The organism is Acinetobacter lwoffii, assembly GCF_029024105.1.
GTDB lineage: Bacteria > Pseudomonadota > Gammaproteobacteria > Pseudomonadales > Moraxellaceae > Acinetobacter > Acinetobacter lwoffii.
The window spans coordinates 1645102-1670874 of the sequence record NZ_CP118963.1 but is presented as its reverse complement, the minus strand read 5'-3'; the positions used below and the strand labels follow the sequence as shown (position 1 = coordinate 1670874).

The window sequence follows — 25773 nt, the reverse complement described above, 5'->3', positions numbered from 1 at the left end:
GTGGTACAGAATGAAAAATTTAATGCCGTTGCGCGGTATGGACAACATATCACCCGATGAAAAACTATCAAGTTTTGGTCGTGAACCGTTTGTTAAGCTGCGTGATGCTGTAAACGTCAATATTAGTTCAAGCGGTCGGGTACAGCTGCGAGAAACTGGTATCGTCGCTACAGAAATACCATACAAAAATTTATGGAACAGTCCATTACACGGCGATACCTTTGGCACCTTAAATGGTGAATTGGTCAAAATCAATCCGGTGGACTGGTCACACGAAAGTCTTGATGTTCAATTAAAAGGAAGTGTGAATTACCTGGTGGTGAATAACTTTATTATTATCTCCGATGCGCTTGGACTATATAAATATGACGGCGCAAGTGTGATTAAACTGACGATTGAAACTCCACCTGAACCGATGGCGCGTTTATCAGTTGGATCACTACTGGATGGAACATACACTGTTGCAATTGCCTGGTCTAAAGATGGCCGCGAATCAGGCTTATCTTCAAGTGTAAGTCTAAATGTTGCAGGCGGTATTGAACTGATCTTACCGTATAACTACAGCGGTAATGCTGACCAGGCCGTGATTTACATGACTGAGCGTAATGGATCAGAGCTTTTAAAGGTGGCGACTGTAGCCATTAATACGGCTACATTTACCATTAGCAGCGATAAGGACCTGACACGTGCTGCTCAGTTTCAGCACCTTTCACCTATGCGTACAGGTAAATTTTTAAAGTTATGGCGTGGTCGCTTGGTGACTGCGGCTAAAAACATGCTGTACTTTTCCCAGGCTTTAAACTTCCACCTATGTGATGAGCGTTATGATTTTATTGCTTTACCGCAACGTGTGACCTTTGTGGAGCCGGTTGAATCCGGTATTTGGGTAGGGCAAAGCAATAGCGTCGTGTTTTTAAGTGGTGCCGATGTACGCGACTTAAACCTGTTGCAGACTGGTGCAAAGGCACCTGTACCCGGATCGACCTTGCGTGTGCATAGTGATCTGCTTGGTGAAGCGGCTGCAGGTCGGGAAGCGGTGATCTGGTTGGCTGAAAATGGCTATTGTATTGGTACACCATCGGGAACCCTGCTTGAACCGCAAGCTAATACCTTAAAGGGTATTACCGCGAAAAGTGGACAGTCTGTAAGGTTTGATGATCGAATTGTCACTGTTCTACAGTAAAGACTGGTTTAACTATCCGGTCATGACAATGGAAAAAATTAACAAAGATGCACTGTTAGGTGCATTAGAACGTGGTGAATACACCGAAACTGAAAACAGTATCACTTTTGGCAAGCTCGGTGGCATCAGCTTTAAGGGTGAATACTTTGATCGTATCAATGGTGGTGAATGGCAGCGCAATGAAAACCTGGTAGTCAATGAAGGGATTGCACATATCCTGAATGTGGCATTAGGTACTAAGGCAAAAACCGCGAAATACTACCTAGCTTTATTTAGTGGTAGCACTGCACCTGCACCGACATGGACAGCAGCAAACTTTGCAGCAGTAGCCAGTGAAATTGTTAGCGGTACCGAAGGCTATACCAATGCAACACGTCCTGAATGGGTGCCTGTAGACACCAATGGTAATTCAATTGATAACATGGCAGCAGCGGCACAACTGACGATTGCAACATCAGGGACCTTAACCGTGACTGGTGCCGCACTACTCACCAACTCAACCAAAGGCGGTACCACAGGTACGCTCGTTTCTGCAAGCAAGTATGCGGTAGCGCGTACCTTCCAGAATGGTGACGTTTATGAAATTGGTTATCGCCTAAGTGCAACGGTGTAAAACATGACTGGCCCTAAACCCTATGGGCTGCATGTAATTAGCGGTGAACTCACAGACAAAGACTTAGATCGTATTGCGTCAGTGACTCACCGCTTTTTGACATTTAAAGACGCAGCCGAATTACAAAACCTCAAACAAGTTTATGACCTACCCGATGGTGGATACTTCATCATTCAAGACATGGGGGGTATTTTTCGGGTTATTGCGGACAAGCAGGTTAAGCACGAAGTAGAATTGGTTCGTGACGGTCTTGTTAAAATGTTTATCCCTATGTTTTTCAGTGGCGTGATTACTCGGTCTATGTTACGAGGTGGGCAAAAGGTTGCGCTGAAACTGACTGAACAATGCCGTTCTCGATTAAGCAAAACTTTAGGTTTTGAAGTAGCAAAAACACAAGTGTTGGAGCGTTTCACAATTGAAGCGCATCACAGCTTTATTGAATTTTCCAACATGCTTTCCAATTCTTCTGCATTGAAAACACAATATGCAGGTCAGAATCCCGGTTGGTATAGCGGTTCAATGGCGAAGTTGATGCAGTTTGTAGGTGGGTATGGTCGTCAGGATTTTGAAAACTTGCCTGACACACCAGTGGAACGTGTGCGTTTCGATTTACCTGAGTTTTTAAGTAAAACCTTATGGTCAAAATACAAATCTGTTCGACTACCTGCGTATAGCGGTTTACCGCATAGTGATGGTGCGTTTCGTTTCGATTACAAATGGAAGAAAACCCATGCTGTTGCTTTTGACAACCAAAATAAACCTTGGTTGATTGAAGTGAGTGATAAAGTTTGGGCAATGCCATTACCCATAATCCCACTCACAGCTAACCCAATGTTTCACGAATATGTGGCAGACAAGTTGGGTGACGAAGAAATCCTTGAGGTGTTGGAAACCTTTGGTGCCATGCCATCGGGGGAATGTTTCCCTGAGAACCGTGAAGATTTCAATGCTTGGGTTCGCGCAGGTGTGATTATCCCTGTCTGTGATGTCGCTGACTTTCATCAGAAAAGTTCGTTTTACGATGCGTGTGGGTGGTCTTTTAACACACGTGGGAACAACGCATATAACACAGCATATCACTACGATGAAACTACAGGTCTTATTTACAGTTCAACCTATAAGCTGAATCTTGCACTATCCTCGTCAGAAAAATATTACGGATTGGATGAGGTGGTGTTAGGGCGTGACTTACCCAAACAGGACCGCGAAACCCTGACTCGCTATTTAAGCAGCTTTATCGGCAGTATCGATAATACTTCTGTACGTGGACAAGCCTTATTGTTTAAATTGCGACACGTTGCGCACAGTGAAATTTTAAATCGTGCAGACCAATCTTCCACTCGGGCAGAAACCGAAATCAACTATTGGGATATGTACGAGGCCCCTGCAATCGCTACACATTCAGGTAACGTGAATCAGGTGTATGGAGGGTATTTGTTTCACCCTGCACCGTACAAAGCTCAACCACAGATCAAATTTCCAAATTACATACTTGATTTTTGTCAGTCTTTTGATTTCACCCCACTGCAACCTGACTGGTCAGTTCGTTGTGACACGATCATGTTTGCTTATTATGAGGGCGACAACATCAAGGTTGTGAAATATTTTTACGATGGTGCGCAGTTTTACAAGAATGTGGATAGCAATTATGAAAATCCGATGATTGTAGGGCGTTGGTATCGCAATAGCACTGAGGGTATGAGTACATTAGCGGGGCATTTTTATATTACCGATATGGACGAACGTGCAGAACTCGCACCCACGGTAACGCAGACCACAATTGAAGGTCGGGATGCAGGGTACGATTCTCAACCATTTTTCAGCTTTGATAACTTTTTTTGGCGACCAGGGACCTTGTGGCGCAATCGTTATTACACTCATCTCACAAAAACAACAGTGACAAGTGGTACATATAAGGATGTTGCTGTTGTGATACCTATGTATCAGCGTAATTCGTCATTGTATGCAGTACGTGAAGGATACCGTTCTAAAAGCTATTCAGAAAGCTTGCAACTATACAGCGTACAAGACCCATACATTTATCGTTACTGGACACATGATCCAATATTCGCATGGCGGGGTGGTTTAGAAGTTATGAAAGGTTCCCCTTCACCAAAAGAGGGTGATCCTGTTTGGGTGGAAATTGAGATTTACGGCCCTTCTGAAACAAACGACTTTGCAGATGATGGTCCCTGGATTCAGGGTCTACCTGCCGACTACACATGGCTTGTCCATCCAAAAAGCAATGAGTGGCTTCATAGTGGTGGTGGCGGTGCACCAAAGGTGAATACCTATGCGACAGGTTATAGCATCCCACCTAAAGAAGATGGTGGACGATTGTATTGGGATACCACTGAACTTGTAACAGTTCGATTAACACGTCCTGACGACAAATATTTTTTACCATCACCTGATGAGTATGGGTTCACCATGTATCGGGATGGATGTAAGGTTTTTATGGGGCAAACAATCTATGCCAATATTAGTGAACAGGACGAACAAAAGGCCCCAGGTGTTCGTAAAATTTTCGGACATACAAGCCTAGTTGATCATCAAGCGGCTTATCATTTTATTGGGGTGATCCATGAGTAATTATCGTGATGATACTCAAGAAACAATTGTATTAAGTTCCGATGCCTTTGGAAAAATAACATCGGGTGATGTTGAGAAATTTTCCTTCACCGAAACCATACTTAGCAAGGTTCGACATAATGTAGAGGAAATCATCCGGCTTGGGGATGAGGATTTATCACGCCGTAAAGGACGGTTAGACAGTGAACTTGGTTTCGCTGATCAGGTGATCCACTCTGTACGAAAATTTCAGCTGATTGAAGAAGCCTTTATCCTGGCTGACCACAGTTTTGTAAAACAATCCGAACTAATCACTGAGGATCTTGGCCTGGGCGAAGTTGAACAGGTTGGTTATAAGATGGTACACATCGAGCCATTTAAAGTGGCCGATGCACATTTCACCTATAAAACTGCATTCCAAAGTATCAGTGATCGCCTGAAATTAAGCGATAGCCTACATGCCCTATCACGTTCCAGTGATCTGATTGAAGAAAGCCTGGTCCTATCAGATAGCACACGTGACAAGTTAAAAACCCTAATTGTTGAAACTTTAGGGCTTGGCCAAGAGCTTGAGCAATATAACCTTGTGCATAGCCAGGTATCAGAAAGTTTTAAACTGCATGATCTAGCTGTACGAATTTTCAGTGACACGATTGAAGATACGATCCGGTTTGGTGATGAGTTTCAAAAATTATCCGATACGGTTGAACTGGTGGTTGAAAGCCTGGTGTTTTCAGATCAGGTATCAGGACAGCGGAAAGTACGAAGCCTGGCAGAATCCAGTTTAAGTTTTTCAGAATCCATTGAAGGGGTTAAACAAGCATCCTCCAGTGTGACCGAGTTGTTATTCCTGGATGATGAGTACCAAGATGACCAAGAAATTATTGGGGCATGGACTACCACGGCTGATGGTTGGAACATGAGCCGATATTATGATTACCCATACGAGCAATTGATTGTTATTGGTGACAAGTTATATGGCGTTACATCGAATGGTATTGAAGAACTCAAGCATGGTGCACAAAGCATTACGGCAAAGATCAAAACCGCAAAACTGGATCTAGGGGATGGTGGTTTAATTCATCCTGAAAGCATGATTTTAGAATATAGCCTAGACGGTCAATTGTCGGTCGATGTGGGAACCACTCAAACAGGCTACCAACAAACATTTAACTATGCCTTGAAGAAAGAACCAAGCGAGTATTTGACCAATGGTCGTGTGGTGTTTGGTCGGGGTTTACGTGGCAGACATTTTGAATTTGCAGTCAATATTGAGGGATCTACAGCCTACATTAACGACATGGTTGTGAACATCACTAAAACAAAACGGAGAATTTAAACATGATTATCCCCACACTCAATGTCGTTGACCAGGCGATTTCCGAAGTCCAAGACAAGATGAAATACTTTGAAGGACGCAGTAATCAGTTACTCGGTGAAATGAGTAATGCGATGACAACGCTTTCTGGTGTTCAGGTTGAACCGGTTAGTAATGTTCCAGAATTGCCGCGACCTGAAAATGCACAGTTCCAGAATATTGAAACACCGGACGCGCCTGAACTGAATGTCACTGCACCAGTACCGCATATCCTGGACCTGGATATTGAAAGACCTACAGCCATGACTGCACCGGCAATTCCTAATCTGGAAATCAATCTGCCTGATGCACCCATCATGCAGAATGATATTGAGATTCCGTCAGAACTCACTAATTTTTCTTTACCTGAAATCGACACCAACATTGAAATTGGTACCTTGCCACAACTCAGCTTAACTGGTCTGGATATTGGCCGTAATACAGTCAATATTGATGTATCAGAACTTTTGGGTGGTCTGGATTTATCTGATCTGAATTTACCCGAAGCACCTGAAAACCCGATCTTAACCTTTCCGACATTGCCAAGCCTGGGTAACTTTGATTTACCGGTGCGACCAGATATTGATATTGGCAGTGTGGAAATCCCCGATGCGCCTGAAATTGTATTGCCTGAAATAGAAGCCCTGCAAGCCATTACCTTGCCGACCTATGAGCCAGAAGCCTTACCGGTATTTGATGACTTGCCACCGGAGTTTAGTGTAGAGCTGCCAAGTGATATTGATAGCATCATGCAACAAGCACAGGACATTGCTGCAACGGACTATCACGCTCATAACAAGGACAGCGCGATTCAACCATTGGTTGCTGAAATCCGCGACTGGATACAAAGTAAAGCATCTGGAACCGGTTTACCTGTAGATATTGAAACAGCACTGTTTAATCGTGCACGTGAACGTAATAGCCGTGAAACAGAACGTGCTGTACAAGAGGTGATTGATCAGTGGGCCAGTCGCGGTTATAGCTTGCCACAAGGATCGACACAGAAGCAGATCGATGCCATCCGGGATGATGCACGTTTAAAAAGTGCTGATCTGAATCGTGACATTATGATTCAGTCCTTTGAAAAGCAGCTTGAGCATATCCGTTACCTCACCGAGCAAGGTATTGCCCTGGAACGGTTAAAGCAAGACCTATGGATTGCTTATGTCGGTAACATCATGGATGCAGCCAAGTTCCAGGTCGAAAGTAAACTGAGTTTATTTAATGCACAAATCTCGATTTTTAATGCGCGTACCGATGCGTTTAAATCGATGATCGATGTATACAAGACCAAGATTGAAGGCACCATTGCTAAAATCACCGCATTCCGTTCCCAGGTGGAAGCACAGGTGGTGATTGGTCAGATCAACCAACAGACAGTTGAAATCTTCAAGTCCAAGATTGATGCGGTCATGTCTAATGTTGATGTGTATAAAGCACTCATCCAAGGTGCAACTGCACGTGCTGACCTAGTGAAAAGCCACTTTGATGCCTACAAAACCGAAGTGCAAGCATACAGTGAGCAGGTTGGGGCAGAGCGAATCAAGGTGGAAATGTTTGATTCTCAAATCAAGGCCGAAGGCACCAAAGTACAAGCCTATGAATCTTTGGCACGTACCTATGCCACCACTATTGAAGGTCTTTCGTCTAAAGCCAATATCAAGATGAAAGAAGGCGATATGAAACTGGAAGCGGCACGTGTACGAATTGCAGAGTTTCAGGCCAATACCGAAGCCTATCGCGCATCTATGGATGCACAGTCGAAAGTGCTGCAGTTTGAAACCGAAGCATACACGGCCAATCTGGAAGCAATGAAGTCGCAGATTCAATTGTCCATTGAGAAGATGAATGCGCAAGGTAATCTGGTTGAATCCAATTCACGCACACGGATTGCCCTGGCCGATGCCTTGTCTAAGTATGCTGAAATGAAAATCCGGGTCGGGATTGCTAATTCAGATACCCTGGCACGATTTGCCGATATGCGCTCACGTACTGCGATTGCGGTATCAGAAGCACATTCACGCTATGCAGACTTATCGCTACGGACCACGATTGCCAACAGTGATATTTATAACCGCTACATTGAATCTCGTACACGTGTCGCACTGGCCAATGCAGATACCCAGGCCAAGTATGCCGACTTGAATTTACGCACCAACCTGGCGTATGCAGATACTCAAGCCAAGTTTGCTGATATGAAAATGCGTACCGGTATTGCCAATGCAGAAACCCAGGCTCGTTATACCGATATGAATATCCGGACTAACCTGGCTTATGCTGAAATGCAGATCAAAAAATATGAAGTCGATCTCAGTAATGCTATCAAGAAAGCCGAACTTGCAGCGGAAAGCATGAAAGGTATTGCGCAGTTCAATACACAGCTTGCCGCAGGTGCTATGTCTGCTATGCACGTTTCAGCTAGTATTAGTGGTAGTGGTTCAACTTCAATTGGCTACAGTGCCAGTGAGTCTGAATCTAAGAGCGAAAGCCACAACTACAGCTATTAAGCGTAGTGTTCATTAGAAGCAGCTAATTAAAGACATACTTTTAATCACTCTCAAAACTATCTTTGCACAAAGATAGTTTTGTGTTTCAACTTTATAATTATTTATATTACTTCTATTTCACCAATAGATTCGATGTTAATTATAGATTCAGAATATAGGTCATGTAAGTGATCATCTAAATCATCTGGATCACATTTAGCAATCTCAGAAAAATCTACACTACTTGTATCTATTGTAATCGACACGATTCCTGTCACTTTAATATTGATATCACTTTCAGCACGAAGAACATGATCATTCCAATCTTCAACGGAAATATTTGAAGCAAGGTTTTGACCCGAATAAAATTCGGAATAATAATCAGATTTATTAACAAAATAATCGACCAATACTCCCACTTCAAGTTCAAAATTATATCCAATTTGATTATCGCCATAATGTATAGGATTATCTAAATCAATTCTGATATTTTCGCCATTATGATAAGAATTTATGCTGGCTTCACCATCCATATCATTCGACAGAGGAATATCATAAATATTGGCATATAAAATTTTTTCACCAATTTGAGACTCAAGAAAAGATTCTATTAAACCTGTAGTTGCTTCGTATTCTTTAATAAAGTCCACTAAATTTGTGAGCCTACCTTGGAGAATAACTTTACCCCTAATAGTGTCTAGTTCTTCAAGTATTTCTTGTACTTTTTTTGAATTAATAAAATCAACAATTGTCTTATGTATTTCAATATTAGACATGTCTTTAAACGTATTATATACCTTTGAATCTTTTGCTAAGACAGTTAAATTGGTAACTGTTTCTTTGATTTCTTTAATAGCACTACAGATAAAACTATCTGGTATATCCTCTCTATTCTTTTTCGATGTTAGGGGTGCTGTTCCATTGAAATATGCATCCCAAGCAGAAATTGCCTGAGCCTTGTTTAATTCCCATATATTGCTATTTAGGCCATTTACCCAAGCATTAGAAAACCTTTCAACATCTGATAAAATCTCACTATCTATTTGCTTAACTTCTTTTTTCATACCATTAAATTTTTCATAGAGTTCGGTTGGTTTTTGAACACTATTGAATTCTTTTAAACTTTTCTGTAATGCCTTATATCTTGTTAGGTAAAATTCTTTCTCTTGAGACTCAATTTCTTTTTTAACGATATAGGGAATGTGTATGGTTATTTTATTGGCATTAACGAGTCGTTGAAGTGCTTTGTAATTTGCATCATTAACAGATTTATTATTTTCAATTGCACTTGTATCGATAGCTATATGAATCATAGATTTATTTTTAAAATTGAATACATTGCTATGCTAAAAAAATATTTGAATGAATGCAAGTTAAACCTATAGTCCTCTAGGGTTCGCCTTAAGTCCTATCTGATGGGTATCTTTTACCAATCAAATAAGATTTAGGGCTTTTTTATGGGCTTCGGTTTAAAAAAAGGGCAGAAAAAGCCCAATCAGGAAGGCGGTAAAATTCAGGGGCCGGGTACAGGTACGTCTGATGACGTACAAAAGACTGTGCCGAATGGAACCTACATCATGCCGGCAGATTCAACCGCTCAAATTGGTGAACAGAATTTAGAGCAGCTTGGCCAAGGTAAACCGCTGGATATAAATGTCAGCAATGGCGAATTCCAGATGACACCAGAGCAGGTGCATGCAGTCGGTGCACAAGCACTGGATCAAATGAAAGATCAGACCCATACCCCAAGTGGCTTACCACAAACCATCATGGATCAACCAGGTGAAAAACCAAAGCTATTTTTCCGGGATGGTGGATTGGTGCAAAACCGTTATCCTTCTGCAGATGAAGTGCGTAAAGCACAACAGACACGTTTAGGCGGCCCTCAAATGCGGGATGTCACACCGGAGCAACGTCAATTGCCAGCGACACGCACTCCACAACCAAGTGCTCCATCTGTACAGCATCCTCAATTTCAAGTGCCCAAAACTTCTGAAATGCTAAAAAGTAGTGCTAAAAATACCGCAAAAGGTCTAGGTGTATTCCATGGTATTGCATCGATGGCAGGGGGGGCGGTTGATGGTTTTAATACATCAACAGAAGATTATGCGACACGTATGGGGTTGGATCCTAAGGTTGAGCGTGGCGTACTGCCTGATTTAGGGATTCGTACCGCTGGTGTATTATCTGATGTTGGGAATAGAGCATCATTTGGCTTGCTTGGCAGCCGATTTGCCGACAAACAAATCAATCAAGCCCGTGCAGATGCCGATGCAAATATGGCAGATATTGCCAAACGACGTGCAGAGCGGGATGCAATACGTGCAAAAGCAACACCACAACAGCAAGTAGCTACAACACCAGCACCGTCATTTAACGATCAAATGAATGAGGCAATGTATGGTTCAACTGCAGGTAATCAAGCACAATCTGGCACAACAAATCCTTATGCAATTCAGCAGAACGGGAACAGTTTCAGCTATGCCAATCCAGGAGCAGCAGCTCAGGCCCGTGCTTCAGGTGTTCCTGAAACTCAAGCGAGTGGTATTCGTCGTCAGGCTCGAGATCCTGAAGGTGTGGCGAAGTTTATGGCCAATACCCGGGAGATGGGACCAAGTGAACAGCAGATTCAGGCTGCGATTGGGCAGCAGATGAATCCACAGGGTTTTGGATTGCGCTATCCAGATCGACCGCAAATGACAGATGAACAAGTAAATGAACGTCGTCAGTTGGTCCGTGATATCAGTGCGCCTATCAAGGGTGCACGTGGGATGACTGCGAATCAACGTGGACAGTTACTTGAGCTGAACCAGGGTGATCAGAACCGGGCGGTGCAGATGTATAACACTGATGCCAATAATATGACCAGTGTTCAAAACAATAGCACCAACAATGCTGCCAGCATATTGCAAACTGGTATGCGCGAAGATGGTCAGAACATGCGTCATGGTGCCAGTCTTGCTCAAGATGGTGAGCAGTTCAATGCCAACTTTGGTTTAAAAGCGCGTGAACAAAATCTGACTGAGAAGAAGGAAGGTTTTGGTATTCGTCAGGCGGAGCGAGTTGAGAAACTGCATGAAATGTATGATAAAGCTCAGACTGATGAACAGCGTCAGTCTATCCAGCAGCGTATTAACCGCTTAACTGGTGCGAAAGATCAGAATGGCCGTGATCGTTATATGGCAGTTGGTGGTGGTCAGGAATGGGATGAAAATACAAGAAGCATGATCAATCGTCCACAACAGATTTTTGATACTCAGTCTCGTCAGTATGTCGATCTTGGCAATCCGCAACAGGGACAGGGTCAGTCGACACAGCAATTTGAAAACTACCAGGTGGTTGAGGATGCCAACGGTAACCGAGCCTATGTAGTTAATGGGGAATATGTCCAGATCCCTTAAATAAAAAGCCACCTAAACGGTGGCTTTTCTTTATTAATTACATTGCATCTGACCACCAATATCTCGGCACATACGACCATTATTATAATAAGTGCCATTATTTCCATTATAGCGGTTGCCCTGATTATCCCAACAACCAGACCCATCACAACTGGTCATATGTGTTGACGTTGGTGCTTTTGTCTGAGGAGGCATAGGTGCTGAATAGGAGTTTCTTGAGTTTGAGTTAGCAGCTGGTACATCTACACCTGACATGGCAGCTAAAGTATTGCGCTGATTAGCAGTCAATCCTTTTGAACCCTTATAAGGTGTGCTCGCTTCTTTAATAATTTTTTGACGCAAAGCTTCATCTTCTGCGTTGCGTTCAGATTGCCGTGGTGTATAAGCTTGCTGCGTGGCGGCCTGATATTGACGGTTTTGTGTACTATTAGTAGAAGGCTTTGGTGTATAGGCTCGTTGTAGTGCAGGAGGTGTGCCAAGTGATCTTATGGTGTCAATTTTTTGCTGTTTTGCACCTGATGGGGGTGGCTTACTTGAATAGGTGACATTCCCCTTACTGTCTACCCACTTGTAATAGTTTTTGGCTTGTACGTGTGAAAATGAAAACCCCAATATCAAACTCGTTAAAATCACTTTTTTTAACATTATGTTATCCCTCGTTTTTTGTAGATTATTAAGGACTGAAATGAGCATTAATGCAATAGTTTTGTAGGGTTCGACCAGTACTAAGTGGAAGCAGCATGATTTAGGCATACCATAGGAGCGTGTCATGCCTGATTCCAAAGTCATCAATAATCCCTTCTTAGAAGAACAGAATACTACAAAAGTTAGTCAGCCCAATGGCTCTAAATTTGATCCAAGTACTGCCAAGCCTGTGGCAAATACAACTCAGGCTTCAAACAATAAAAATACCAAGTTTGATCCAAGTACAGCCAAGGCGGTAGATAAAGGTTTTGGTGGGCATGTCCGTGACTTAGGTGCATCCCTGATGGGTGGTCTTGCATCGGTGCCAGACGTTGCAGTCGGTGTTGCTGATCTGTATTCCGGTGGTCGCGCAGGTAAGGCTGTAGATAATCTTTCAGACAATTTCAAACTGGGTGATGGTCGGAAGTACTGGCAGGACCAAAAAACAGATCATGCCAAGGTTCAGTCGCAGGAATTTTCTGATACTGAAGGAATTGTTGATAAAACCAAGGTGGCATTATCCAATCCATCCATGATCACCAATACAGTCGTTGAGTCTTTGCCATCTATGGCACTGGGTGGTCTGGCAGGCCGTGGTCTAAATGTAGCATCCAAAGGTCTGATTAATCCGGTTGCTGCAGGTGCTGCTGGTGAAGGTCTGGTCATGGCTGGTGCTCAGGCTGAACAGATCCGTCAGGAAACTGATGATGGTCTGCTGACTGGAAAGCAGGTTGCTGCGGCAGCGGGTACCGGTGTAGCAGGTGGTTTGCTTGGTTTTCTGGGTGGTACCGTTGCTAAAAAACTAGGTTTTGAAGATGTAGATACGCTGATGGCCCGTGGCGTTAAGCCTGAACAAATGGCGAATGAAATTTCACAAATCCCGTTCTCGAGTATTCCTAAAAGTGTCGTACTCGGTGCAATCAGTGAGGGTCTACTTGAGGAAATGCCACAGTCAGTGACTGAGCAGGTCCTTCAAAACTATGCGCTGGATAAGGATCTGTTTGAAGGTGTGGATGATGCCATCGTTATGGGCACCTTAGCTGGTATGGCCATGGGTGGTACCGTGGCAGGGGCCAGCCAAGTATCGAAGTGGGCAGGTCAGCCAAATATTGAAAATCTAGCATCAGGTGACGAAACAGATACTACAGGCAGCACTCCAATGTTGCCAGCACCAACGGGTGGTAATGGCGGCACCGGTTTAGGTTTTGATGGCCTGCAAGGTGAGTATATTCCTGCCGGTCAGCAAGATGCTGTAGATCCAGTCCAGGCGCGTCAGAACTTTGAATATGACCAGATGCCGACCGATGCAGAACGTCAAATTGAATTTGGTGGTCTGTCACGTCAGTCTGCGCCAACACCATCCCAGCAGATGGGGCTTGATCCAAATCTAGGTCCACTTTCTGCAGCAGCTGCAACAGCTGTAGACAATGGTGTATCTCAGCAGATGCAGATTGAGATGCAGGCACAAACGGCAGCTGAAACAGCGTCTAACGTTGCCGGGAAGACTGAAGACAGTAATGCACCATTACAACAGGCAGCAGATGCAGCACGTGAACTTACACCTGAACAGATCCATGGCAAACAAAGTACCTATGGCGCAGACGTTACTACGGCGATTGAACAGCTGAAACAGCGTCAGCAAGGAGAACAAAATGCAACAATCACTATTGATGAAGGCATTCAGAATGGAACAGCACAGCAAGGAAATGCACCGTTTAACAATGGAAGCCAACCAGTTTCTGAACAGCATGACACCAATGCAGCGTCTGCGATGGGAGCAGCGCAGAAGGGATTACAACCTGCGAAATCTGATGCAGATCAGATCGTCCCATCTAACCAGAGTCTAAATGAAATCCAAACTAGCGAAGCAAAATCCAAACTACCTGATATTCAATCCAAAGTAACCGAACTGGAAGCACAGCTTGTCACTGAAAAATCAGTACCTAAAAAGGCGCAGATCCGCAAGCAGATTGCTAAATTGCAGCAAGACAACCCGATTGATCAGGGTGCGCATGCAGCTGCGACCAGCATTCAGAATGATTTGCCAGAACCTACTCAGGCACAAATTGAAGCCGGAAATTACAAGAAGGGACATATCAAAGTTCATGGTTTGGATATCACTGTAGAAAACCCGCGTGGTTCTGAGCGACGCGGTACCGATCCTGATGGAAAGGAATGGGCTCATGAAATGAGTGACCATTACGGTTACATTAAAAAAACGACTGGCGCAGACAATGAGCACATTGATACCTATGTAGGACGTAATCCTGAATCAGATCAGGTTTTTATTGTGGATCAGATTGATCAGAAAACTGGTGGCTTTGATGAACACAAGGTAATGATGGGCTTTAATTCAAAAGAAGAAGCAGTTCAGGCCTATTCATCTAACTTTGATGACGGCTGGAAGGTAGGCCCTGTGCGTGCCATGAGTAAGGATGAGTTTAAGTCATGGTTAAAAAATGGGGATACCAAGAAACCTGCAGGTGGAAGTGCAGCACCTCAGTCCGAAACCACCATAGATCCACAGAGTATTCAGCGTGACTATGGTGACAGCCTGGAAAGCGTGATGTCTGATGTTGAAACACTGGCTGATGATTTTACGATTGACCTGCATAGCGTTCCCAAAAAGAGAAATGCACTCAAAAATCCAAACTATCATGCAGTACAACATGAAAATGGCCGTGTTGAAATTTTGGGAATGAAGCATCCCGCTACGGGTGAATGGGTCGGGAAAGCACCGACAGAGGATAAAGCTCCGGTGCAAGACAGTCCGGCTCCGGCACAAGCTCCGGTGCAAGAGCAAAATAAGGATATTAAATCCAACTCTCCGGAAAAACCGGATAGTTCAAAACCTGCTGCCACAAAACCAAAAGAAGTCATTCAGGACTTTGGTGAAAAAATTGGTGGTGCACGTAAAGACACTGCAGTAAAAACTGGTAAAAAACCTGTAGCAGAAAAACCTAAAGATGACCGTCCGACCTGGGCCAAACGTTTTGAGATTTCGGAAATTGCAGCATCATCCAATCCAGCTGAAGTCGGCAAGTGGACGATTTCAGATGCCAAAAATAAGGACTGGATGGGCAATAACCGTCGTCTTACCAATCAAATGTTTAACAGCCAGGAAGAAGCTGAGAAGTTTCTACCTGTGGCAGCGGTTGCTATGAAGCATCGTGTCACCACTGACACAAAAGATGGAAAAAAAGGCTACATCATTGTCCGAACCGTATCAGACCGTAAGCATGTGCAGGTTGTGCAGCAGTTGTTTGATACCCGTGATGCAACAAATGAATACCTGGTACGTCATGCGCAGGAAATTTTAGAGACTAATACCACGTTTGGTGAGCTAGATCTGCCACGTCCTGAGAATACTCAGCGTACCGGTGTAGCCCGCCGTGAAGGAGATGCCAAAGATTCTGACTTTAGCCGTGTATTCGGGTTCCGTGGTGTGGAATTTGGCAACTGGAATAATCAGGCCGAACGTCAGGAATTATTGAATGATGCATTTGATGGCCTGATGGATCTGGCTGAAGTTTTGAATATTCCACCAGAAGCTTTAAGCCTGAATGGAGAACTGGCACTGGCATTTGGTGCCCGTGGTCAAGGCTTGAGTAGTGCCAAAGCACACTATGAATCTAATCGTGTCGTTATCAATTTAACCAAAATGAATGGTGCCGGATCTCTGGCGCATGAATGGTGGCATGCATTCGATCATTACCTGTCACGCCAAGATGGTTCAGCCAGTTCTGTATGGATCCAGCATGAAGATGGGTCCCGTAGTCTGAATGTAAAAGCGAACCCGGCAGATCGCTTTGCAAGTCATGGTTTCAAGGTGGTGAAGTCCGGCGTACGTGAGGATGTGCGTAATAACTTTGAAAAGCTTATGGTGACAATGTTTAAAAAGTCACAGGCTTATATTGAAGATACACAGGCAGCAGATGAGTTTGTGGCACGTTCACGTGACGAAGTTCAGGATAAGCTAAATTCTATCCGTGAGAACCTGACCAAGCAGCTCGATCCGCAGTACTACAAACGATTTAATAAACCTGCCTCTGCAGACCAGCTGGCAGAGTTCGACACTGCAGCAGAGCTTATTATCACAGGCCAGTTACTTGAGACTGAGGCGCGTAAGAACCCCAAAAGCCGTAGTACTTTTGGTGGGTACCGCCATACTAATGATGCGCTGGACAAGATCAATGAGATTTTTAAAGCCGTCCGTGGTCGATCAGGATTTAATGCAGACTTTAAGGGAGTACTGGACTATCTTCGCGGCAGCATGAGCCGCTATATGGGCCGCCTTAAACTACTTGCTGATGCACAGCAAAGCACGACCAAGTACAAGTCTGTACCGACTGAGTTTGCCATGAATGCCAAAGAGCTAGATCAAGGTCGAGGTAGTGACTACTGGACGACTCCACATGAGATGTCGGCACGTGCATTCCAGGGATATGTAGAAGATAAGATCTCTGCCAAAAATGCCCGTAGTCCTTTCCTGAATTATGGTCCTGAAAATGTGGGTATCCTTACACCTTATGGCGTAAAGCGACCTTTCCCATCTGGTGAGGAACGTGTTGCAATCAATCAGGCTTTTGATGATCTGATCGGCGGGTTGCAGACTGAGAAGACTGATACCGGTACACGTCTTTATAGTCGTGCTCAAGATAATATGCAGTCTGGCCAGACACCAAAACAAGTGCGTGAAGCTCTAGTTGATCGCTTCGGTGAAAAGACTATTTCTAGCCTGGAGCGTCGTGGGCTACTCGATATTGTCAGTACTGTAGATGAACCAGGTGTGGAAGGCTTTTATCAGAATGGCCGTGTAACCTTGGTTGCAAACAACCTGAACGAAACCAGCATTATCCCAACCTTCCTGCATGAGCTGGGTGGTCATGGTGGATTCCAGAATGTCATGAGTGAAGAAAAATATGCCGACCTTATGGGTATATTCAACGATATGGTTCAGCGTAAACATCCGCTTGCACTAGAAGCCAAACGTCTTGCAGAACGTGAAACTGATACCAAAACACAGCAGCTGGAATACCTGCCTTATCTTTTAACCCTAGCTTCTACTCAGCAAGAGATGAATGCCCTGCAAAAAAGTGCAATCAAACGCTTTATTGATAAGGTCGTGAGTGCTGTGAAGGCATGGGCCTTTGATCGCTTGGGTATCAATTTAAATCTGAATGAAAACGATATGGTGGCCTTGGCCAACCGCATGATCCAGCAGCAAATTGCCGAACCGACTTCAGTAGAAAATGTACGTGCACAACTCCAAGGTACAGATCAGTGGATGAAAGCACCGAATGGTAAACCTACCAATCTGACTGAACAGCAGTGGTTGCAGGTACGGACACCAGAATTTAAACAATGGTTTGGTGACTGGGAGAATAGCCCTGAGACCGCCTCTAAAGTGGTCGATGAGAATGGCGAACCTCAAGTGGTTTACCACGGCACATCCTCTCAATTCACCCGCTTTAAACTTGGAGGTGGTTTACTGGGTCGTGGCGTGTATCTAACCGATCGTTATGAAGAAGCGCAAAATTATGCCGGCAGCCGCTCTCAAGATAATGAAGGGACAGTGATGCCCCTGTTCGCCAATATTCCAGAGATGTTTGATAGCAATTCCAAGACCACACGTGAGCAGATTGTTGGTGCTATGCAAGACGGTTTCAATGGAATTCGGCACCAGTTCAACGATATGGATTACCTGGTCGCATTTAACCCGGAACAGGTCAAATCAGCCGTTGGAAATACTGGACTATTTAGCAGTCAAGATACCGATATCCGGTTTAGCCGGCAGGCCAACGCTCAGCAGATTATTCAGAATCTGGTTAGCAATATGAATAAGCAGGGTCGTAATAAACTTAAAACCGAAGCAGGTTATAAGGCTACACATGCTTTGCAGTATGTATTAGGTGCACTGGGCCGTCGTCAGTTGACAGAGTTGTATCAAAAGCTATTACCACAATTAAAACCATATAACGATATGGTGGCGATGATGGATGCTGATCAGAACGAAGTGGCTGCAATGTCAGATGAACTGGCACGTCGTTGGGCTGACTTGAAAGATGAAAAAGAGTTGGCCAATGTGATGCACGATGCAACCTTGGCCAAGATTGATCCTGCCAAGCCATATCAACCAGGTGACAGTGTTGCAGAATATGCCAAGCTGAAAAAACAGTTTGATGCATTATCTGATGACGCGAAAAAGGTTTATCGAGAAGCACGTGATGCCTATAAAAAGCATCACCGTGATGTGCGCCAGGCAATTCAGGATCGTATTCTGCGCTCAAGTATCAGTAATCAGAAGAAGACTGAATTACTGCAGCAGATGGATGCTAATTTCTTTGGTTATACGCAGGGTGTGTACTTCCCGTTACAGCGTTTTGGTAAATATGTGGTAGTGGCGAAGAATAATAAAGGCGAAGTGTTGAGTGTTAGTCGTGCTGAAACCTTGTCCGAGGCTTATAAATTACGTGAAGTTTTATTGACAGAATATCCAGGCAGTAATGTGCTTGAACCAAAACTTGATAAAGAATTTAATGCGGCCCGAGATGGTGTAGGCCGTGGCTTTATGACTACTCTATTTAATGAGTTGGGCAGCCTAGGATTGAATGCACAACGTCAGACAGAGCTAGAAGATATTTTAGGGCAGTTATACCTAAAATCATTGCCGGATCTATCTTATGCAAAACACTCAATTCACCGTAAAGGTACCGCAGGTTTTAGCCAGGATGCTCGTCGTGCCTTTGCCCAGAATATGTTTCATGGTGGCAGTTACTTGGCCAAGCTGCGTTATAAAGATCAACTTGAGGAAATGCTGGATGGAATGCAAAAGCATGCTAATGATGAATTTAATGCTGGTAAAGGTTATGACCAGCGTGTAGCACAACAAGTCATCGAGGAGATGAATAAGCGTCACAAGAATATGATGGAGGCGAATTCACACCCATTATCGACAGCTTTAACCAGTTTAGGCTTCCTGTATTACCTGGGTTTATCACCAGCATCGGCAGCAGTAAACACCTTGCAAACAGTATTGGTGGCCTATCCTCAGATGGGTGCCAAGTGGGGATATGATAAGGCAGGGGCAGCACTGGCTCAGGCATCAAATGATTTCCGTAAAGGCGTGTCAATCAAAGGGATCAATCCAAAGAACTGGGAAAATGATATTGCCAAGATTCTGAAAGGCGATGAGCTCAAGGCTTATGAAGAAGCTGTGCGTCGTGGTGTGATCGATGTGACCATGGCACATGACTTGGCCGGTATTGCCCAAGGTGAAGATAGTGGTGTGATGTGGAAACTGCGTCCGATTATGCGGGTCGCAAGTACTCTATTCCACAATGCTGAACGTTTTAACCGTGAAGTGACCTTTATTGCAGCGTACCGGCTGGCACGTGATAGTGGCTCAATGCACGAACAGGCTTTTGAGCAGGCAATGGACTCTACCTATAAGGGCCACTTCGATTATTCATCAGGGAATCGCCCACGAATCATGCAAGGTAATATTGCCAAGGTCATTTTGTTGTTCAAACAGTTTGGCCAGAACATGATTTACACCTTGGCACGTACCGCTCACCAGTCGCTTAAAGGCGAAACTCCTGAAGCACGTCGTGAGGCACAGCGTGCATTAGCCGGTATTATCGGTATGCACACCGTATTTGCCGGGGTAATGGGCTTGCCTTTGGTTGGGCCGATTCTGGCCATGGCTTCAATGCTTGGAAGTGATGATGATGAACCTTGGGATGCGGAGGTAGCGATACGCAACTGGCTGGCAGATACCTTTGGCCAAAAAACTTCTGAAGTTCTTATGAAAGGTGCTTCACGGTTTGGCCCAGCTGACTTGTCTGGCCGTGTTGGTATTAATAATTTGTTATTACCAGATGTACAGGATGGCCTGCAAGGTAAAGACTTTAGTGATGCCATGGTGATGAGTGCATTAGGCCCAGTGGTAGGGATTCTCACCAATACCTTTAAAGGCTTGGAAGAACTTAAAGATGGTTATGGTATGCGAGGGGTGGAAACCATGTCACCTGTATTCTTGCGCTCTCCGTTACGATCTATTCGTTATGCGACCGAAGGTTCAATAGATAAGACAAAAGTGGTTATTAAAGATGATGTGGGTATGTTGGGCCTTGCAGCACAGGCAGTTGGTTTTAGCCCAAGTGAAGTGCGTTTGGCCACCGAAGGGCGTAGCGCAATCTACTCTCATACCAAGCGTTTGGATAATCGTCGTGATGATCTAATGAATGATTATGTCCGCGCGGTTCAGCGTGATGATACAAATGACCAAGAAAAAATCTGGGCAGAGATTCAAACCTTCAACCAAAAGAACCCATCACGTCGGATCAGTAGAGTCCAAGCGATGCAAAGTTTACGTCAGCGTGAAAAACGTGTGAAGCAAGCAGAGCATGGTATTTATCTGCCGAACAAGAAACGTGAGGATGCAGATATAGGACGTTTTGCGTTTGATGAGTAAAAGAGAAAGCCCCTTAGGGGGCTTCTTCTTTTAAGCTTAATAAAGGCTAAATTCTATAAAGTCCAACTACCACCTTGTCCTATCTCATAAATGATGAGAATTAAGGCTACTATCATTAGAACGACAACGGCGATTTCTGTTTTTGTTAGCATTTTCGGCGCTTCACTTTTCATCATTCATATGCATATGATAAGTAAAGCAAACAATTAATAACATAAATGTTACAAAAGAATTATTGGTTGTTACAAAGGTGGGGAGGTTTGGTTTTATCTAACCCATTTTGGCAACTGTCTATATTTCTTCAAATACATTTCATCATGGCGACCTGAGACGTCCCAATAAAAAAATACAGCAAGTACCACTGGGAGGACAAGTTGCCCCCAAAATAACCAACCTATATTTTCTGCAATCAGATTTTGCAATGGATAGCTACCGAAATAGTTAAAGCTATGTGCCAATTTTAAAATAGGCATATAGAAAATCGCTAACAAAATTACCAGTGCAGCATAAAGCAAGGATAAGTACTTCAGTTTAGGAAACTCTCTAAAAGCACAATCTATTTTAGTTATTCTAAAATCTAACCACTCAGGCATGGCAACCTCATAATATTATTTATATATTCAATTTATACAATATATTGTTGTTTTTTCAAACATTAAAAAACCACTCTCCGGAGTGGTTTTAGTTTAATTAAGTTATCAGGCAGTCTTTGGGGGGAAATATTTTATATATAATGCCTCTACCAACGCTTGGGAAATTTCTTTTGCACTTTCTACACGTTCACTCCAGTCTAATTTAAATTTCTTCATTATCATTATGCTTAAAATCTAGACTTGGTTGTACTTGTTCAATGAGATCGTCTAATTCTTTTATGAGCGCCGGTTTAGTCTGTTTCCCATTCACTGATAAGAATCGACCCGCCTCTGATAGTGATTGGGTAATAATTTCTACTTGCACGGAAATTTTTGCAATTTGTGCCTGTAACCCATCTTTAAGCTGACGTGCTAGTTGCTCTTGCTCAATAAAATATTTTCGAATCTCATGGCCTTTTTCATTTCGTTCCATCATTCCGAGGTGTTTGGTCATATCTACCGAGATGATGTATTCAGTGGTTGGTCGTCCACCTTTTAGGTTATCGTCTTTTTTGACGTAAACCTGATAATCAAAATTTTCTTCAAATTTACACTGTGCAATTCGTCGTTTAATCCAATGAGAAAACTCAGCCTTTACTTCCAGCATCTTGTATAAATCACGCGCATTCACACCCAACTGGATTCTTCCATTCAACTCAACTTCGATGAATAGAGGTCGATCTTCAATTTTTAAAACTGTGCTCACCGCCTTACTCCAAATGATTCCGTATTCATAAAGATGCTTCTGGCTTTTACGTCTTGCTGTGTGTTTTTTAGGCTAAATGCTCCTGTGTAGGGTTCGCGTAACTATCTGTAAAAAGTCAATGATGCATCAATAGATCAGAATTTGTATTGAGAGCGTTATGCAAGAGAACACCATCCCCTGGATCATCAAGATCGTACCCGCAGTTGTTGGTGCAATCTTGGCACTGGTCCTAAGTGGTGACATTGATAAAGACGGAAAGATAGAAGTCTCACTGAATGTCATCGTCAAGTTTATGGCCAGTGTAACTGTCAGTTTGTATGGTGGTTCGGCTTTCATTGAATATTTCAACTTACTCCACGTATCTACGATGTACCAAGGCGCAATCATGCTGTTCTTTGCAGTATTTGGCTTGCTTGGGATCGGCATCGTTTATCAGTCTGTTGCGTTACTGCAGGGGAAATCTATGTCCGAAGTGCTGCATGAAATTAAAGCGGCATTTTTAGCAATTTGGGGGAATGGGAAGAAATGAATATTGAACAATTTTTAAATGAACTCATCCGCCGTGAAGGTGGCTATGTAAATAATCCTGCGGATCGAGGCGGAGCAACAAAGTACGGTATTACCGAAGCTGTAGCGCGTCAAAACGGTTATAAGGGCCACATGAAGGATCTGCCTGAATCACTTGCGCGAGATATTTACCGCAAACAATATTGGATAGTACCGCGTTTTAACCAGGTGAATGCACTTAGTCCACTGGTTGCAGAAGAATTGCTTGATACAAGCGTGAACTGCGGTGTTGGTTTTGCCAAGCCTACTTTGCAGCGCGCCTTAAACCTATTGAACAACCAGGGTAAAGGTGGTTGGCCTGACTTGGTACCAGATGGTGTATATGGTCCGGCTACCTTAGGTGCATTAAAAACATTTTTGGCCAAGCGTGGCAAGGAAGGCGAAAAGACCTTATTGAAAGTCTTAAATATTTTGCAGGGCAATCGTTACATTGAAATTTGTGAACGCAACCCAAGCCAGGAGCAGTTTTTCTTTGGATGGATCTCGAATCGAGTGGTGATTTAAATGGTACTAGATGCCTTTTTAGCCCAATTCTATAAAGCTGTGATTGTGGTGCTGCTGGCCTTACTTGCCCTAGCAGTTGCCTTTGGTGCATGGAAGCACATTGCACTTGAGCGCAGTGAAGAACAGCGCGAAGCCGATATTGCAAAAGCAATTAAACCTTATGTAGATGCGGAACGTGAACAACGTAGCCGCGCTGATAAAGTGAGTGGTCAATATGAAGAACTTAAAGGTCAGGATCGAGTGCACACGGAAGTCATTAACAACAAAGTTGAGAAAATCACGGAACGCCCTGTTTTTCGTAACGTGTGTCTTGATGCTGATGGCGTGTCAATCCTCAACGAAGCCGGTCGCATGGAACCTGCCGGCGAATCTGACTCAGGACTGTCCCGACCTCCCTGAGATTGAATTGGGTGATGGTGGTTATGTGCTGAAAGCCTGGGTAAAAGATCGCCGAATGTATGTTGAATGTGCTCAAGCCAAACGTGCTTTAAATCAAGCTATTAAAAGGCCTTCAAGTTGAAGGTCTTTTTTGTGGGGTAACTATGCAGGAAGATCAGGTAATTCGAGTAAAAGCTAAGCCATCATTAGGTGTGAGAATTTTGCGCTGGTTGATTTGGTGGGGATAGCCAGACGTAAATGGCGGATTTAAACTTAAGGTAAATCACCTTGAGGTCATGATGTTACAACAAGAAATTAAGGTTGCCTGGTTGCAAGAACAAACTCCTAATTGAGCGTTTTGGTTGGAGTAAAAATAGTTAGGAATATTTTTGGAATAAAAAACTATTAAAAAGTAAAAAAAGGTTGTATAAATACTTATAAATTATTCCTTAAGAGAGTTGTATGGCTTTAGCAGAAGAGATTCGCGCACATGATTTAATTAATCCTTATGCAGATATAATTATTGAATCTATTAGAAGTGCATGGATGGAATGGCTTGGTAGTCCATTTTTTGGAAAATGGTCTTCGAGAGGAAGGGCTACATTTGTTTGGGAAACAGTGATGGATTCTCTTAAGGATAAATTCAAGGGAAATAGAGATGTATATATTTTAGATAAAGGCACAACAGTTCTTTTTGTTGTAAAACAAGAAATTGTATTTCGATTTAAGCTAGCTGACAAAAGTGGTCGTAGTAAAAATGTTCAGACGAAATCTGCAAAAAGCTTTCATGATCCTGAATTAGATTATAATTTGTTAGCAGAGGGTGGTATCGCAAGCGATATACCTCGTGTTGAAGTTGTTTATTCTTTAAATAAAACAGCTACTCAAATTGATAATATTAAAATGATCGCAAGAGACAAGAGTGCACTGGTTTGGAATACAAGTTTAGTCAGTACTCAAAGTTCATTTGTCGAACTTGGTAATATTTCAAATAATACTGTTGATAGTGAACCTAAAGCTAAACGACGCTTTAAAGGAAAATCAACAGAAACTGTTAGAAAGAAAGCGGTAGGTGAGATGTGAGTAATGTGACCTTTAATCCTGAGTTGTTAAGGATATTAAGGCAGTATAGAGGCTTTGGGCAAACCGCTCTGGCTAAGGAAACTTCCATGTCGCAGGGAACTCTGTCTAAACTGGAAGCTGGACTATTAGAGCCCAATGAAGAAATTATTACAAAACTCTCTAAGGTTTTAAATTTTCCTGAGTCAATTTTTTTCGAAAGCTACAAGCCGTTTGGTTTGCCTTTAAGTGTGCATCCAATGTACAGAAAAAATGCTTCACTTGGAAAAAAGGCAATAGAGCAATTAGAAGCTGAATTAAATATTCGAATTTTTAATTCCGTGAAACTAATTAAGGCTATTGAATTCGAGGAAGATCTACCTTTGCCTTTTTTAAGTTTGGATATTTATGAAACACCTGAAAAAGTTGCTGAGCTTGTAAGACGGACATGGTTAATTCCTAATGGACCTTTAAGGAATCTAACAGAATATATTGAGCGTGCTGGTTGTTTGGTCTTTCATTGTGATTTCTCCCAAGAGGGGGTTTCTGGAGTTACTTTAAAAGTTCCTGGATTAAATCCATGTATTTTTATTGATAAAAACATGCCATCGGATCGCCAAAGATTTACACTTGCTCATGAGCTTGGGCATGCAATTATGCATAAAATTCCTTCAGAAGATATGGAAGATGAAGCAAATCGCTTTGCTAGTGCTTTATTGATGCCTTCCAAGGATATTAGAGGGCAACTTTCTGGAAAAATAACACTGGAAAAGTTAGCCACATTAAAAATGATATGGCGGGTTTCTATGTCTTCACTTCTGATGACTGCAGATAGGGAAGGACTTTTAACACCATCACAAAAGAAGTATCTTTGGATTCAGATGACTAAATTAGGATATCGAACAAGAGAACCTACAGAGCTTGATTTCCCAAAAGAAAAAGCTCTTACGATAGACCAGATCTTTGATTATTATCAAAATGATTTGGAGTATTCAATAGATGATCTTGTTAACTTGCTTCATACTCCTAAAGAAGATATTGATCAATTATATTCATTAAATATTGTAAGAAAGAAAACACATTTAAGAGTCGTATAAATAGATACTCTTATCAAAAAAAAGCCATGCTGCATAAATATTTATGCGACATGGCTTTT

At 43.0% G+C, this 25773-nt stretch carries 16 protein-coding genes; 12 read left to right on the top strand and 4 right to left on the bottom strand.

All coding sequences use genetic code 11. The features are described 5' to 3' along the window. Positions 1–10: 10 nt before the first annotated feature. Genes PYW33_RS07995 through PYW33_RS07975 form a run of 5 tightly spaced genes read left to right on the top strand, consistent with a single transcriptional unit; the run spans position 11 to position 8231 of the window. On the top strand, positions 11–1183 hold the full coding sequence (locus PYW33_RS07995) for a hypothetical protein (protein ID WP_004646863.1): 1173 nt from the start codon (positions 11–13) through the stop codon (positions 1181–1183). Beyond that, positions 1155–1796: a hypothetical protein gene (locus tag PYW33_RS07990; RefSeq protein WP_004646864.1), complete on the top strand. Its 642-nt coding sequence runs from the start codon at positions 1155–1157 to the stop codon at positions 1794–1796. Before PYW33_RS07995 ends, PYW33_RS07990 begins: the two co-directional genes overlap by 29 nt. A 3-nt stretch (positions 1797–1799) precedes the next feature. After that, the gene (locus PYW33_RS07985) at positions 1800–4388 is read left to right on the top strand and encodes a hypothetical protein (protein WP_004646866.1); all 2589 of its coding nucleotides are present in this window, start codon (positions 1800–1802) and stop codon (positions 4386–4388) included. Further along, positions 4381–5706 carry a hypothetical protein gene (locus PYW33_RS07980; RefSeq protein ID WP_004646867.1) on the top strand — a complete coding sequence of 442 codons (1326 nt, stop codon included), beginning with the start codon at positions 4381–4383 and terminating at the stop codon, positions 5704–5706. The genes PYW33_RS07985 and PYW33_RS07980 overlap by 8 nt, the downstream gene beginning before the upstream one ends. Before the next feature lie 2 nt (positions 5707–5708). Further along, positions 5709–8231 (top strand): hypothetical protein, encoded by a 2523-nt coding sequence (locus PYW33_RS07975; protein ID WP_004646868.1) that lies wholly within the window; start codon positions 5709–5711, stop codon positions 8229–8231. 101 nt (positions 8232–8332) lie between these two features. Here PYW33_RS07975 and PYW33_RS07970 read toward each other — a convergent pair whose 3' ends face one another. Then, on the bottom strand, positions 8333–9523 hold the full coding sequence (locus PYW33_RS07970) for a PIN domain-containing protein (RefSeq protein ID WP_004646869.1): 1191 nt from the start codon (positions 9521–9523) through the stop codon (positions 8333–8335). A gap of 144 nt (positions 9524–9667) precedes the next feature. Here PYW33_RS07970 and PYW33_RS07965 point away from each other — a divergent pair, with 144 nt between their 5' ends. Further along, positions 9668–11611, top strand: coding sequence for a hypothetical protein (locus PYW33_RS07965; protein ID WP_004646870.1), 1944 nt, complete (start codon positions 9668–9670; stop codon positions 11609–11611). A gap of 33 nt (positions 11612–11644) precedes the next feature. Here the strand turns inward: PYW33_RS07965 and PYW33_RS07960 are convergent, their stop codons facing one another. Beyond that, complete coding sequence (locus PYW33_RS07960; RefSeq protein WP_228130094.1) at positions 11645–12400, bottom strand: DUF4124 domain-containing protein; 756 nt, start codon at positions 12398–12400, stop codon at positions 11645–11647. On the opposite strand from PYW33_RS07960, the gene PYW33_RS07955 reads away from it, so the two are divergent. Next, entirely contained in the window at positions 12381–20771 is an 8391-nt protein-coding gene (locus PYW33_RS07955; protein WP_004646873.1) for a PLxRFG domain-containing protein, read from the top strand. The genes PYW33_RS07960 and PYW33_RS07955 overlap by 20 nt on opposite strands. Positions 20772–21037: 266 nt before the next feature. On the opposite strand, the gene PYW33_RS07950 is transcribed toward PYW33_RS07955, so the two are convergent. Next, a complete protein-coding gene (locus tag PYW33_RS07950) occupies positions 21038–21364 on the bottom strand; it encodes a hypothetical protein (protein WP_004646874.1) in 327 nt (108 codons plus the stop codon). A 202-nt stretch (positions 21365–21566) separates the two neighbouring features. Then, positions 21567–22109, bottom strand: coding sequence for a phage antirepressor Ant (locus PYW33_RS07945; RefSeq protein WP_004646875.1), 543 nt, complete (start codon positions 22107–22109; stop codon positions 21567–21569). A 157-nt stretch (positions 22110–22266) separates the two neighbouring features. On the opposite strand from PYW33_RS07945, the gene PYW33_RS07940 reads away from it, so the two are divergent. From PYW33_RS07940 to PYW33_RS07920, 5 genes are all read left to right on the top strand, one after another. Beyond that, entirely contained in the window at positions 22267–22638 is a 372-nt protein-coding gene (locus PYW33_RS07940) for a hypothetical protein (protein WP_004646876.1), read from the top strand. Beyond that, on the top strand, positions 22635–23180 hold the full coding sequence (locus tag PYW33_RS07935) for a glycoside hydrolase family 108 protein (RefSeq protein ID WP_004646877.1): 546 nt from the start codon (positions 22635–22637) through the stop codon (positions 23178–23180). Before PYW33_RS07940 ends, PYW33_RS07935 begins: the two co-directional genes overlap by 4 nt. Next, complete coding sequence (locus tag PYW33_RS07930) at positions 23181–23579, top strand: hypothetical protein (RefSeq protein ID WP_004646879.1); 399 nt, start codon at positions 23181–23183, stop codon at positions 23577–23579. Positions 23580–24020: 441 nt separating this feature from the next. Beyond that, complete coding sequence (locus tag PYW33_RS07925; RefSeq protein WP_004646880.1) at positions 24021–24641, top strand: hypothetical protein; 621 nt, start codon at positions 24021–24023, stop codon at positions 24639–24641. Continuing rightward, a complete protein-coding gene (locus tag PYW33_RS07920) occupies positions 24638–25714 on the top strand; it encodes a helix-turn-helix domain-containing protein (protein ID WP_026055751.1) in 1077 nt (358 codons plus the stop codon). The genes PYW33_RS07925 and PYW33_RS07920 overlap by 4 nt, the downstream gene beginning before the upstream one ends. Positions 25715–25773: the final 59 nt, after the last annotated feature.